Below are 13,245 nucleotides of genomic sequence, written 5' to 3'. Positions count from 1 at the left end.
AGGAGCCGTTAATGAACTCCAGTCGCCCTTATCTTGTTCGTGCTCTTTACGAGTGGATCGTCGATAACGATTGCACCCCGCATGTGCTGGTCAATGCGGATTACCCGTCGGTGCAGGTCCCGCAAGGATTTGCCAATGACGGGCAGATTGTCCTGAATGTTTCGCCGAGTGCCGTGCGTCATCTGCATATGGATAACGAAGCGGTGAGCTTCGAAGGCCGCTTCGGCGGTGTGCCGCACACGCTTTATGTACCTGTCGCTGCCATCCTGGGTATTTATGCCCGCGAGAACGGTCAGGGCATGGTTTTCGATCTGGAGCCTTCCATGGAAGAGGGCGAGGAAATCGAGATCGAGATCGAGATCGAAGACGATACGCCTCCGCCAGACAGCGAACCGCCTCGTCCGAGTGGTAGGCCGAGTCTGAAGGTCGTGAAGTAAAAACCGGCAATAAAAAAGGCGATCTTCGGATCGCCTTTTTCATGCCTGTCGGTTACCCGTTAGTCGATGTACTCGAAGAGTTTGACGATCTTCTGCACGCCGGAGACGCCCTGTACCAGGTTGGTGGCGCGATTAGCTCCGTCCTGGGTTACCAGGCCCAGCAGGAAGACGATGCCGTTCTCGGTCACCACCTTGATGCGCGAGCCGGGAATGGATGCGTCAGCGATCATCTGGCTTTTGATCTTGGTGGTCAGCCAGGCATCATTGTTGCGCGCCAGCAGCGAGGAGGGTGCCATCACCTGCAGTTCGTTGTTGACCTTCTTGACGCGCTGAACGGCGCTGGCGGCCTGTTCGGCCATTGCCTTGAGGTCGGCACGCGGTGTCTGGCCAGCCAGCAGCACGATGCCGTTGAAGCTGGTCACGACGATGTGCGAGCCCTCTGCAAGGTCAGGGTTGGCCTTGGAGATGTTGACGGCTGCCTTGGTCTCGATCAGTGAATCGTCGATCTTGCTGCCGAAGGTGCGCGTGCCGCGATCGTCTTCGATCGGTTTTTCGCGAGTGGCCGTGATCACCGAACTGCATCCGGTGATGCTGAGGCACAGTGTCAGAACCAGTAGGCTGAGACGATTAGGGGTCATTCTTCACTCCCGAACAGTTGGCTGTCGATCAAATCGCAAAGGCAATGGATCGCCAGCAGATGGACTTCTTGTATGCGTGCCGTGACATTGGCGGGTACGCGGATCTCCACATCCTCGGGCAATAGCAGCGAGGCCATGCCGCCACCGTCGCGTCCTGTCAATGCTACGACAATCATTTCGCGATCATGTGCGGCCTGGATGGCTTGAATAATATTCGCCGAGTTGCCGCTGGTGGAAATGGCCAGCAACACATCGCCTGGCTGACCCAGCGCGCGAATCTGTTTGGAGAAGATTTCGTTGTAGCTGTAATCGTTGGCGATCGAGGTGATCGTCGAGCTGTCGGTGGTCAGTGCGATGGCTGGCAGGCTCGGCCGCTCGCGCTCGAAACGGTTGAGCAGTTCCGAGGAAAAGTGCTGTGCATCGCCAGCCGACCCGCCGTTGCCGCACGCGAGCATCTTGCCCTCGTTGAGCAGGGCATTGACCATGACCTGACTGGCTTGCTCGATATAGGGTGCAAGGACTTCCATCGCCTGTTGCTTGGTTTCGATGCTGGCCTGGAACAGCCGGCGAATTCGGGATTGCATGTCCATCAATGTGACCTTAATTAGAGCGTACGGCGGCGGGACGGATGCGCCGGGTTCTCCCGGGAGCTATCCGGCACACAAGGTGTGCGGCCGGCAAAACAAATAGCGAAATCGGTGACGGTTAGTGTGTTGCAGGTCATGACTCAAGTCGGATTGCTGCTTCACTGCGCCAGGTCAGCTGTCAAAAGCGCTCTTGATCCAGTTCAGTGGTGCGGCCTTGCCGGGCTCGCCTTCAATGGCGATCACGTCGAAACGGCAGGGGTGATTGGCCCATGCCGTTGCGTGCTGAAGAAAAAGCTGTGCGGCTGTGACGAGTTTCTCCTGCTTGCGAAAATCGACGCTTTCCATGGCGCCGCCCCAGCCTGAGTGGCGCCGGTAGCGAACTTCGACGAATACTACTGTATCGCCGTCAAGCATGACTAGATCAAGCTCGCCGCGTTTGCATAACCAGTTTTGTTCAATCAGGCGCAGGCCCTGCTGTTGCAAAAACTGCAGGGCGAAGGCTTCGGCCTCGCGCCCTGCTTGCTGGCGGGTGCTGCGTTGCATCAAGGAGCGGTGTCCGGCAGGCGCTGGATCTTGCCGTCGACGAACTCGGCCCATGGCAGCTGGCGTTCGACGCGGCGGCCAGGGTTCAGGCTGAGGCTACCGGACAGCCCGTCAATGCGGCTGTCAGGCATCGCCTTGAGTTGAGCGAGGCGCGGCGCCAGGCGATACGCGTCGATACCCATCGCATACAGGCGACCCAGGCTGCCTGCAGCCTGTGGCCATTGCGCGGTGACCTGCTGGCGCAGCGGGTCTTCGGCGTTCAGCAGCCATGGCGTTTCGCAGAAGCGCACGCCATTCAGGTCCATGTATTGGGCGTGATCGTTGCTGTTGGTGAACAAGTGCGAAGTGGCATAGACCGGAACGTCACCGGCGTACTGGAAGACCATGGTGGGTTTGATCTGTTGCGCTTGTTGTGGCGTCGCGGCGAGGAACATGAAGTCGATGTCCTGGCGACGGCTCGGCTGAGCTGCGATCTGAGTGCCGGCCGTGCTTTGCAGGCGCTGAGCGCGGCCTTCGCTATTGCGCAGCTGGAACAGGTCGGCGACCTGCTGTGCCAGTTCTACCGGCTGATCAACGTGCTCTGCAGCGATCAGCGTACCGCCCTTGGCTTGCCAGCTCTTGCGGAAGGCATCCAGCACGCGGTCGCCCCACTCACCTTTCGGAACCATCGCCACGGCGCTGCGCTTGCCGTCCGCCCAGGCACGACGAGCAACCTCGCGGGCTTCGTCTTCTGCGGCCAGGCCGAACTGATACAGCTGCGCCGGGCCTTCATTGCTGGTATCGCTGTAGTTCAGCGCCAGTGTAGTGATAGGCAACTGCTGACGGCTGTTCAGTTGTTTGACGAGATTCTTTTCCAGCGGACCGACGACCAGCTGCACACCAGCGGCCTGAGCCTGACGGTAGAACTCGTCCATCGAGGTGATTCGCGAGCTGTCGAAGACCTGAATGGCCGGAGGATTCTCGCCTGCTTGCTGAGCCTGGAAGTGCGCGGCCATGAAGCCTTCGCGCAGCGCCTTGGCGACTGCGGCCAATTGGCCATCCTGCGGCAGCAGCAGGGCAATTTTGGTAATCGGCTCGCTGGTCAGTGCACGCAGCTGCGCGAGAGCGGTTGGCAGTTGCAGTGCAGCAGGGTGTTTCGGATTCTGCGCTTTCCAGCTGTCGATGGCAGTCTGTTGCTGCTCAAGCGTGCCTGCGCCCTTGATCGAGCGAGCCAGGTTCAGCCAGCCGCCCATATCGTCGGTCGCTGTGCTCTGCAGTTGCTCGGCAGGCAGGGCAGAGACCAGTGTCCAGATCGCGTCATTGTTGGCGCTGGCGTCTGCGCCTTGCAGCAACGGGCCGGCGTAAACACGTTCATTGGCGGCTGCGAGCGCCTGGCCATCGGCTTCAAGAGCGCGTGCCTTGACCATGTGCGTGCGAATCTGCTGCTCGACCGACAGCTCGCCCAGGCGCTGCATGCTTGGATGATTCAGGGCGGTCAGCGCTGCCTTGGGTTGATTACGGCCCATCGCCAGTTCGGCGGACAGTGTGCTGGCGAAAACCTGCAAGCCGGGCTTGAGTTGATCGATTTGCACCTGTCCAAGGATTTGCGCGGCGCGTCCTGCGTCATTCTGGCGGCTGGCCAGATCGGCCGCACTCAAGCGCAGCGTTGCGGCCTGCTCGGGGGTTTTGGCGCTGGCGGCCTGCTCGAGCAGTTGCTCGATGCTGGCATCAGGGGTTCGAGGCAGCTCGCCAAGGCTGGACGAGGGCGAGCTGGCACAGGCTGCAAGGAGGGCAGCGAGGCAGAGGGCAGAGAGCAGCCGCAGACAAGCGATCATTGGTATGTTCCTGAAACTCGAGCGAATTAACGGGGGATTGTACCCAAGCGCTGGCCGGGGTGCGATGTCGAAGGTATTTAAAGCCGTGATATCAGTCGCGTTAAGGTCATCTGGCGGCCAAATCGTTCAATTGGAGAGGTGCGCCGCGTTTCTTGCTCGGGTCTGAACATGTTTTCATTCCTTTTTTGTCGGCATCCTGACGCGCGAACCGTTCCGCCGCGCCGCAGCCTGTACAATGCAGTTTTTCCAAGCACCTGTTATAACCTGCGAGGTTTGCGTTTTGACTGTTCCGGTTGTTTCGAATTCCACTCCGGGTTCGCTTTATGTAGTGGCGACTCCCATCGGCAATCTGGACGACATGAGTGTGCGAGCCTTGAAGGTGTTGCGTGAGGTCGCGCTGATCGCAGCTGAAGACACGCGCCATTCCGCACGGCTGATGCAGCACTTCGGCATCTCGACTCCATTGGCAGCCTGTCACGAACATAACGAACGTGATGAGGGTAGTCGCTTCATTACACGTCTGCTGGCCGGTGATGACGTTGCGCTGATTTCCGATGCCGGCACGCCATTGATCTCCGACCCCGGTTATCACCTGGTGCGTCAGGCGCGTGCCGCAGGTGTTCAGGTTGTACCGGTGCCGGGCGCGTGTGCCTTGATTGCGGCTCTGTCTGCGGCCGGGCTGCCGTCAGATCGATTCATTTTCGAAGGTTTTCTTCCGGCCAAGGCTGCGGGTCGCAAGGCCAGGCTCGAGCGTGTCAGGGAAGAGCCGCGCACGCTGATCTACTATGAAGCGCCGCACCGCATCCTGGAGTGCCTGCAGGATATGGAGCTGGTCTTCGGTGCTGACCGTCAGGCCTTGCTGGCGCGTGAAATAACCAAAACTTTCGAAACCCTCAAGGGTCTGCCTTTGGGTGAGCTGCGTGCATTCGTCGAGTCGGACAGTAATCAGCAGCGCGGAGAATGCGTGGTGCTGGTGGCTGGCTGGACGCCGCCGGATGACGAAGATGTCATTGGTGAAGAGGCTCGTCGGGTGCTGGATCTGCTGCTTGCAGAGATGCCGCTCAAGCGCGCCGCAGCGCTGGCAGCCGAAATAACCGGCGTGCGCAAGAACCTGCTGTATCAGGTGGCGCTGGAGAAACAGAAGGAGTAACGGGCTGCTTTTGAAGGGGGTAAGCGAGCCACACAATGCTATTAAAGCTTGTTCTTGATGGCGTGTGCCGCTAACCTTGTCGGCGGAGAGTCGATTGGACAGTCGCTGCCTCTTGTTGTTCCGCAACAAGGGGGGGAGGAAAGTCCGGGCTCCATAGGGCGGAGTGCCAGGTAACGCCTGGGAGGCGCGAGCCTACGGAAAGTGCCACAGAAAATAACCGCCTAAGCGCTTCGGTGCCGGTAAGGGTGAAAAGGTGCGGTAAGAGCGCACCGCACGTCTGGTAACAGTTCGTGGCAAGGTAAACCCCACTCGGAGCAAGACCAAATAGGGTTCCTAGGCGTGGCCCGCGCTGGAACCGGGTAGGTTGCTAAAGGCGTCCAGTGATGGCCGTCGTAGAGGAATGACTGTTCTCGACAGAACCCGGCTTACAGATCGACTCTCCACCTTTTTTCTTCCCCTTCGTTTCACGCAGCAAAACCCCTCCGTAATACCAAAAAAATCTTACAGCTCATAAATCACATTAACTTTGAATCGCAACGATTTGAGCTGTGTGGGATTTATCCGTCAGTTCCTTCGCAAAATTACCTTTTTAGCCCTGATACCTCTCCTAAATCTCCGAAATGTAAGGGTTTTCCTTAAGACCGTGCCTTGACGGTGTGGTGGGCGCGTTCCTATAGTGTGCGCAAGTGGCAGAAAGTGGCACGAAGTGGGTTTTTTTAGCGCAAAAAGCTAATATTCGGAGAATGCGCCTGTGTTCCGTGGTGCCAATGCGATCAATCTCGATGCCAAGGGCCGTCTCGCTATGCCGAGTCGGTACCGTGACGAGTTGGATTCGCGTAGCGCCGGCCAACTTATCGTGACCATTGATGCCGTTGATCCATGCCTTTGCCTTTATCCGCTTTCCGAGTGGGAGCTGATAGAAGCAAAACTTCGTGATCTGGCGACGTTTCGTGAAGAGAACCGCCGTCTGCAAAGGCTTCTGATTGGTAATGCTGTCGATCTGGAGCTCGACGGGAGTGGGCGTTTTCTGGTGCCGCCGCGCCTGCGCGAGTACGCCAGGCTGGATAAGCGCGTAATGCTGGTGGGCCAGCTCAACAAGTTTCAACTGTGGGACGAGGACGCCTGGAATGCTCTTGCTGATGCTGACCTGGCTGCCATTCAAAAACCTGGCGCGATGCCCGACGAATTACGTGATTTGATCCTGTGACTATGAATAGCGGCTTTACCCACATCACCGTGCTGCTTGAAGAAGCCGTGGAGGCTCTCGCGGTGCGCGCCGATGGCTGCTACCTGGACGGCACGTTCGGGCGTGGCGGGCATAGTCGTCTGATACTCAGCCAGCTGGGCCCAGAGGGTCGGCTCCTGGGATTCGACAAGGACCCTCAAGCGATTGCCACCGGGCAAGCGCTAGCGGCCGAAGACGGCCGCTTTGTCATTGTGCAGCGCAGCTTTGCCGAATTGGGATCCGAGACTCAGGAACGCGGTTTGGCGGGCAAGGTCAGTGGCATTCTGCTGGATCTGGGTGTGTCTTCCCCGCAGCTGGATGATCCCGAGCGCGGTTTCAGCTTCATGAACGACGGTCCTCTGGACATGCGCATGGACCCGACCCGTGGCGTGAGCGCTGCCGAGTTCATCGCGACTGCACCGGCTGAAGAAATTGCCCGCGTTTTCAAGGAATACGGCGAAGAGCGATTTGCCAAGCGGATGGCCAATGCGGTCGTCGCGCGCCGCGAAGTCCAGCCTTTCGAGCGCACAGCCGATCTGGCAGAAGTGCTCAAGGTCGCCAACCCTGCCTGGGAAAAGGGCAAGAATCCTGCAACGCGTGCCTTTCAGGGCCTGCGTATTCACGTAAACAACGAATTGGGCGATCTGGAAGCCGGTCTCGAAGCGGCTCTGGATGCGCTGGAAGTGGGCGGCCGTCTGGTCGTCATCAGCTTTCACTCGCTGGAAGACCGCATCGTCAAGTTGTTCATGCGCAAGCTCGCCAAGGGCGAAGCCGACAACATGCCGCGCAATCTGCCGATCCAGTTCAAGCCGTTCGAACCGAAAATCAAAATTCACGGCAAGGCCCAGTTCGCCTCTGATGTCGAAACCAAAGCCAACCCGCGCTCGCGCAGTGCTGTCATGCGTGTAGCGGAGAAGCTCAGGTGAGCCGTCTGTTTCTGAAACCTCTGCCCGGCGGCAGCTTCATTATGCTGCTGCTGTTCATTGCTGTCCTGATTTCGGCGATTGGCGTTTCCTATAGCGCACATTGGAATCGTCAACTGCTCAACTCGCTGTATTCGGAAATGAGCGTGCGCGACAAGGCGCAGGCAGAGTGGGGCCGGCTGATTCTTGAGCAGAGCACCTGGACTGCACACAGCCGTATCGAGACTCTGGCCACCGAACAACTGAAGATGCGCATCCCGAGCGCTGCCGAAGTACGGATGGTGGCGCCATGATGAAGCTCGATGGCGCTCTTTATCCGTGGCGTTTTCGCGTAGTCGTAGGGCTGCTGGTATCCCTCGTGCTCGCCATTTGCTGGCGCATCGTCGACCTGCAGGTCATCGACCATACCTTTCTTAAAGAGCAAGGCGATGCACGCAGCCTTCGGCATATCCCTATTCCGGCGCACCGTGGCCTGATCACCGACCGTAACGGCGAGCCGCTGGCGGTCAGTACTCCGGTGACGACGCTGTGGGCCAACCCGCGTGAAATGCAGCAGGACAAATCCAAGTGGCCGATGCTGGCAGCCGCGCTGGGTCAGGATCTCAAGGCATTGACCGAGCGTCTGGACTCGCAGGCGAACAAGGAATTCATCTATCTGGTCCGTGGCCTGACGCCAGAGCAGGGCCAGTCGGTCATCGACCTGAAAGTACCGGGTGTCTACGGCATCGAAGAATTCCGCCGCTTTTATCCGGCCGGCGATGTCACCGCACACATGGTCGGCTTTACCGACCTTGATGACCATGGCCGCGAAGGCGTCGAGCTGGCGTATGACGACTGGCTCGCCGGTGTGCCCGGCAAACGTCAGGTCATCAAGGACCGGCGCGGTCGACTGATCAAGGATGTTCAGGTCACCAAGAATGCCAAGGCCGGAAAGACCTTGGCTTTGTCCATTGACCTGCGCCTGCAGTACCTGGCGACCCGTGAACTGCGCAATGCCATCGTCGAGAACGAGGCCAAGGCCGGCAGCATGGTGATCATGGACGTCAAGACCGGTGAGGTGCTGGCGATGGTCAACCAGCCGACCTACAACCCGAACAACCGCCGCACCATGGTGCCTGCCGCCATGCGCAACCGGGCCATCATCGACGTGTTCGAACCTGGTTCGACCATGAAGCCGATCTCCATGACCGCGGCGCTGGACAGTGGCCGCTGGAAGCCGACCGACAAGGTCGAGGTTTATCCGGGCACCCTGCAGATCGGCAAATACACGATTCGTGACGTGACCAAGACCGAAGGCCCGATCCTCGATCTGACCGGCATTCTGATCAACTCCAGTAACGTCGGCATGAGCAAGGTTGCGTTCGATGTGGGCGGTGAGGCGATCTTTCGTGCCATGCAGCGCGTCGGTTTCGGTCAGTACACCGGCCTTGGCTTCCCTGGCGAGCGCGTCGGCAACCTGCCCAACTACCGCGAATGGCGCAAGGCTGAAACCGCCACGCTGTCCTATGGCTACGGTTTGTCGGTCACGGCTTTGCAGCTGGTGCATGCCTACGGCGCGCTGGCCAACAATGGCCGCATTGTGCCGTTGACCATTCTGAAAACAGATAAAGAGCCGGAATCGACCCAGGCCATTCCGGAGAAAACCGCCAAGACCCTGCAAGGCATGTTGCAGCAGGTTATCGAGGACCCGCGCGGCGTCTATCGCGCCCGTGTACCGTCTTACCACGTCGGTGGCAAGAGTGGTACGGCGCGTAAGACGTCCATCGGTACCAAGGGCTACGCGGAAAACTCCTATCGCTCGCTGTTCGCCGGTTTTGGCCCGATGAGTAACCCGCGTTACGCCATCGTGGTCGTCATCGACGAGCCGAGCAAGGGTGGTTACTACGGTGGTCTGGTTTCGGCCCCGGTATTCAGCAAGGTCATGTCCGGCACGTTGCGTCTGATGAACGTGACGCCGGACAACCTTGCGCCACCTGAACAAGTCAACGCCGCACCGGCAGCCAAAGGAGGGCGTGGTTGATGGCCTTTAATCTGAGCAAGATTTTCGCTCACACCGACCGCGATGCGCTGATTCGCGAGTTGACTCTCGACAGTCGCAATGTCCGTCCGGGTGATCTGTTTCTAGCCATACCGGGTATCAAGGTCGATGGCCGTGCGCATATTGCCGACGCGCTCAAGCGTGGCGCGGCGGCTGTGGCGTACGAAGTCGAAGGCTCGACCGTTCTGCCGATCACTGACGTGCCGCTGATCCCGGTCAAGGGGCTCGCCGCGCAGTTGTCCGATATTGCCGGCCGCTTCTACGGCGACCCGAGTCGCAGTCTGAATCTGGTAGGTGTTACCGGCACCAACGGCAAGACCAGCGTCACCCAGCTGGTTGCGCAGGCGCTTGATGCGCTGGGTCAGCACTGCGGCATCGTCGGCACACTGGGCACAGGATTCTACGGCGCGCTACAAAGCGGCCGTCATACCACGCCTGACCCGATTGCCGTTCAGGCGACGCTGGCCGATCTGAAAAAGGCCGGTGCGCGCGCAGTGGCGATGGAAGTGTCGTCTCATGGGCTGGATCAAGGGCGGGCGACGGCGCTGGCGTTTGATGTGGCGGTGCTGACCAATCTGTCCCGTGATCACCTGGATTATCACGGCACCATGGAAGCGTACGCTGCCGCCAAGGCCAAGCTGTTTGCATGGTCCAACCTGAAATGCCGGGTAATCAACCTGGATGATACTTTCGGTCGTGAACTGGCCGGTATCAAGCAAGAGTCGCGGTTGATCACCTATAGCCAGCTGGATAGCTCGGCCTACCTGTATTGCCGCGATGCGAAATTCGATGATGATGGCGTGCGCGCTACGTTGGTCACGCCTCAGGGCGAGCATTTCCTGCGCAGCAGCCTGCTGGGTCGCTTCAACCTGAGCAACGTGCTGGCTGCGGTCGGCGCTTTGCTGGGCCTGGATTACGCGCTGGACGAAATTCTCAAGGTGCTGCCGAAACTCGAAGGCCCGGTCGGGCGCATGCAGCGTCTGGGTGGTGCCGACAAGCCGCTGGTGGTTGTCGATTACGCGCATACTCCGGATGCGCTGGAAAAAGTCCTCGAAGCACTGCGCCCGCACGCCAAAGGCCGTCTGTTGTGCCTGTTCGGCTGCGGCGGTGATCGTGATCGCGGCAAGCGTCCGCTGATGGCTGAAGTGGTCGAACGCCTGGCAGACGGTGCGTGGGTCACCGACGACAACCCGCGCTCCGAATCGCCAGCCAGTATTTTTGACGATATTCGCCCTGGCTTCGCTGCTGTCGACAAGGTGCGTTTCATCGAAGGTCGCGGTCAGGCCATTGCCGAACTGATTGCCAGCGCCAATGCCGATGACGTCGTAGTGCTCGCCGGCAAGGGCCACGAGGACTATCAGGAAATCAATGGTCAGCGGCAGCCATTCTCCGATTTGCAAGAAGCCGCCAGCGCGCTTGCCATATGGGAGCCTGCAAATGCTTAAGCCAATGACCTTCAGCGAACTGGTTGTACCACTCGATGCGCGTCTGGTCGGGGGCGACTGCAGCTTTTCCGGCGTGAGCACCGACAGCCGTGGCATCGAGCCAGGCCAGCTGTTCGTAGCCCTGACCGGGCCGCGTTTTGACGGTCATGAATACCTCGATCAAGTGGCTGCCAAAGGCGCGGTCGGTGCTCTGGTCGAGCGCGAAGTGCAGGGCGCCGCCTTGCCGCAACTGGTCGTGCTGGATACCCGCAAGGCGCTTGCCCAACTGGGTGCCATGAATCGCAATGCATTCGTCGACCGGCCGGTTGCTGCAGTCACCGGCTCCAGTGGCAAGACCACGGTCAAGGAAATGCTCGCGAGCATCCTGCGCACGCGCGGCCCCGTGCTGGCGACCCGAGGCAACCTGAACAACGAATTGGGCGTTCCACTGACTCTGCTGGAACTGGCCCCCGAATACACGTCCGCTGTGATCGAGCTGGGTGCGTCGCGGGTCGGCGAGATTGCCTACACCGTAAGCCTCGCCAAGCCGCACGTCGCCATGATCACCAACGCCGGAACTGCCCACGTCGGCGAGTTCGGCGGCCCGGACAGAATTGTCGAAGCCAAGGGCGAGATTCTCGAAGGTCTCGGCGCGGGTGGCACTGCAGTATTGAATCTGGAAGACAAGGCGTTTCCGATCTGGCGCAAGCGCGCCGGCGATCGCAATGTCCTGACCTTCGCACTGACCGACTCTGCGGCTGACGTGTACGCCAGCGAGCTGAGCCGTGATGCTCGGGGCTGCCCGGCTTTTACCCTCAACAGCCCGCTCGGCAATGCCCGGGTCCAGTTGAACCTGCTCGGCACACACAATGTGTCCAACGCCTTGGCCGCTGCGGCTGCGGGCTGCGCAATGGGCGTGCCGCTGGAAGGGATCGTCACCGGGCTGAACAACGTGCAGCCGGTCAAGGGCCGTGCCGTGGCGCAAATCGCCAGCAATGGCATGCGCGTCATCGATGACACCTACAACGCCAACCCTGCCTCGATCAACGCGGCCGTTGACATCCTCACCGGCTTCACCGGTCGTACAGTACTGGTGCTGGGTGACATCGGTGAGCTGGGCGAATGGGCCGAGCAGGGCCATCGCGAAGTGGGCGCCTATGCCGCTGGCAAGGTGTCGGCGCTGTATGCCGTCGGGCCATTGATGACTCACGCCGTCAGCGCCTTCGGCGAGCACGCTTACCACTTTGCCAGTCAGGCTGAACTGATCGCGGCGCTGGGCGCCGAGCAGAATCCTGATACCACTTTACTGATCAAGGGCTCGCGTAGCGCTGCGATGGAACACGTCGTGGCTGCCTTGTGCGGTTCTAGCCTGGAGAAACATTAATGCTGCTGCTGTTGGCCGAGTTTTTACAACAGTTCTACAAAGGCTTCGCGGTCTTTCAGTACCTGTCATTGCGCGGGATCCTTGGCGTGCTCACCGCCCTGACGCTGTCGCTGTGCCTGGGGCCGTGGATGATCCGCACCCTGCAGATGCGTCAGATCGGTCAGTCGGTGCGCAACGATGGTCCGCAATCGCACCTGTCCAAGTCGGGTACGCCGACCATGGGTGGGGCGCTGATCCTGTCGTCCATCGGTATCAGTACATTGCTGTGGGCTGACCTGAGCAACCGTTACGTATGGGTTGTGTTGCTGGTGACACTGTTGTTCGGCGCCATCGGCTGGGTCGATGACTACCGCAAGGTGATCGAAAAGAATTCCCGAGGCCTGCCGAGCCGCTGGAAGTATTTCTGGCAGTCGGTTTTTGGCCTCTGTGCAGCGATCTTCCTTTATACGACTGCACCGTCGGCGACTGAAACCACGCTGATCGTGCCGATGCTCAAGGATGTGCGTATCCCGCTCGGTATCGGTTTCATCGTGTTGACCTATTTCGTGATTGTCGGCTCCAGCAATGCAGTCAACCTGACTGACGGGCTGGATGGTCTGGCGATCATGCCGACGGTGATGGTAGGCGGTGCCTTGGGCATCTTCTGCTACCTGTCGGGTAACGTGAAATTTGCTGAATACCTGCTGATTCCCTACGTGCCGGGGGCGGGCGAGCTGATTGTGTTCTCTGGGGCGCTGATTGGCGCCGGGCTCGGGTTCCTCTGGTTCAACACGTATCCGGCGCAGGTGTTCATGGGCGACGTCGGTGCGCTGGCACTCGGCGCGGCGCTGGGCACCATGGCGGTGATCGTTCGTCAGGAAATGGTCCTGTTCATCATGGGTGGCGTGTTCGTGATGGAAACCCTTTCAGTGGTCATTCAGGTTGCGTCTTTCAAACTTACCGGCCGCCGCGTATTCCGCATGGCGCCGATCCACCACCACTTTGAACTCAAAGGCTGGCCCGAGCCACGTGTGATCGTCCGTTTCTGGATCATCACCGTGATTCTGGTGCTCATTGGCCTTGCCACGCTGAAACTGAGGTAG

At 59.7% G+C, this 13,245-nt stretch carries 13 protein-coding genes and 1 other RNA gene; 10 read left to right on the top strand and 4 right to left on the bottom strand.

The annotated features are described in order from the left end of the window. Positions 1 to 11 precede the first annotated feature (11 nt). On the top strand, positions 12 to 437 hold the full coding sequence (locus PCPL58_RS22805) for a ClpXP protease specificity-enhancing factor (protein ID WP_065350511.1): 426 nt from the start codon (positions 12 to 14) through the stop codon (positions 435 to 437). A 59-nt stretch (positions 438 to 496) separates the two neighbouring features. Here PCPL58_RS22805 and PCPL58_RS22800 read toward each other — a convergent pair whose 3' ends face one another. The 4 genes from PCPL58_RS22800 to PCPL58_RS22785 form a co-directional block, all read right to left on the bottom strand. Continuing rightward, positions 497 to 1,075, bottom strand: coding sequence for a BON domain-containing protein (locus tag PCPL58_RS22800; RefSeq protein WP_065350510.1), 579 nt, complete (start codon positions 1,073 to 1,075; stop codon positions 497 to 499). Further along, positions 1,072 to 1,665 carry a phosphoheptose isomerase gene (locus PCPL58_RS22795; RefSeq protein ID WP_065350509.1) on the bottom strand — a complete coding sequence of 198 codons (594 nt, stop codon included), beginning with the start codon at positions 1,663 to 1,665 and terminating at the stop codon, positions 1,072 to 1,074. Before PCPL58_RS22795 ends, PCPL58_RS22800 begins: the two co-directional genes overlap by 4 nt. A 168-nt stretch (positions 1,666 to 1,833) precedes the next feature. Beyond that, a complete protein-coding gene (locus PCPL58_RS22790) occupies positions 1,834 to 2,208 on the bottom strand; it encodes a YraN family protein (protein ID WP_172666106.1) in 375 nt (124 codons plus the stop codon). After that, the gene (locus tag PCPL58_RS22785) at positions 2,205 to 4,019 is read right to left on the bottom strand and encodes a penicillin-binding protein activator (RefSeq protein ID WP_065350508.1); all 1,815 of its coding nucleotides are present in this window, start codon (positions 4,017 to 4,019) and stop codon (positions 2,205 to 2,207) included. Before PCPL58_RS22785 ends, PCPL58_RS22790 begins: the two co-directional genes overlap by 4 nt. Before the next feature lie 280 nt (positions 4,020 to 4,299). Between PCPL58_RS22785 and rsmI the strand changes: the two genes are divergently transcribed. From rsmI to mraY, 9 genes are all read left to right on the top strand, one after another. After that, positions 4,300 to 5,169, top strand: a complete 870-nt coding sequence (rsmI, locus tag PCPL58_RS22780; protein ID WP_003431476.1) for a 16S rRNA (cytidine(1402)-2'-O)-methyltransferase — start codon at positions 4,300 to 4,302, stop codon at positions 5,167 to 5,169. Positions 5,170 to 5,255: 86 nt separating this feature from the next. Then, an RNA gene (gene rnpB / locus PCPL58_RS22775) (RNase P RNA component class A) lies at positions 5,256 to 5,613 on the top strand. Between the two features lie 307 nt (positions 5,614 to 5,920). Next, positions 5,921 to 6,376, top strand: coding sequence for a division/cell wall cluster transcriptional repressor MraZ (gene mraZ, locus PCPL58_RS22770; RefSeq protein ID WP_002555055.1), 456 nt, complete (start codon positions 5,921 to 5,923; stop codon positions 6,374 to 6,376). 2 nt (positions 6,377 to 6,378) lie between these two features. After that, the gene (gene rsmH / locus PCPL58_RS22765; protein ID WP_074805056.1) at positions 6,379 to 7,320 is read left to right on the top strand and encodes a 16S rRNA (cytosine(1402)-N(4))-methyltransferase RsmH; all 942 of its coding nucleotides are present in this window, start codon (positions 6,379 to 6,381) and stop codon (positions 7,318 to 7,320) included. Then, positions 7,317 to 7,610, top strand: coding sequence for a cell division protein FtsL (ftsL, locus tag PCPL58_RS22760; RefSeq protein ID WP_003340690.1), 294 nt, complete (start codon positions 7,317 to 7,319; stop codon positions 7,608 to 7,610). Before rsmH ends, ftsL begins: the two co-directional genes overlap by 4 nt. Continuing rightward, positions 7,610 to 9,337: a peptidoglycan D,D-transpeptidase FtsI family protein gene (locus PCPL58_RS22755; RefSeq protein ID WP_010427469.1), complete on the top strand. Its 1,728-nt coding sequence runs from the start codon at positions 7,610 to 7,612 to the stop codon at positions 9,335 to 9,337. Before ftsL ends, PCPL58_RS22755 begins: the two co-directional genes overlap by 1 nt. Beyond that, a complete protein-coding gene (locus PCPL58_RS22750; protein WP_044308990.1) occupies positions 9,337 to 10,800 on the top strand; it encodes a UDP-N-acetylmuramoyl-L-alanyl-D-glutamate--2,6-diaminopimelate ligase in 1,464 nt (487 codons plus the stop codon). Before PCPL58_RS22755 ends, PCPL58_RS22750 begins: the two co-directional genes overlap by 1 nt. Beyond that, the gene (locus PCPL58_RS22745) at positions 10,793 to 12,163 is read left to right on the top strand and encodes a UDP-N-acetylmuramoyl-tripeptide--D-alanyl-D-alanine ligase (RefSeq protein ID WP_065350507.1); all 1,371 of its coding nucleotides are present in this window, start codon (positions 10,793 to 10,795) and stop codon (positions 12,161 to 12,163) included. Before PCPL58_RS22750 ends, PCPL58_RS22745 begins: the two co-directional genes overlap by 8 nt. Further along, entirely contained in the window at positions 12,163 to 13,245 is a 1,083-nt protein-coding gene (gene mraY / locus PCPL58_RS22740; protein WP_003431468.1) for a phospho-N-acetylmuramoyl-pentapeptide-transferase, read from the top strand. Before PCPL58_RS22745 ends, mraY begins: the two co-directional genes overlap by 1 nt.

This window comes from Pseudomonas cerasi (assembly GCF_900074915.1).
GTDB classification, from domain to species: Bacteria; Pseudomonadota; Gammaproteobacteria; order Pseudomonadales; family Pseudomonadaceae; genus Aquipseudomonas; species Aquipseudomonas cerasi.
The sequence above is the reverse complement of the archived record's forward strand: the minus strand, read 5'-3'. Positions and strand labels throughout refer to the sequence as shown.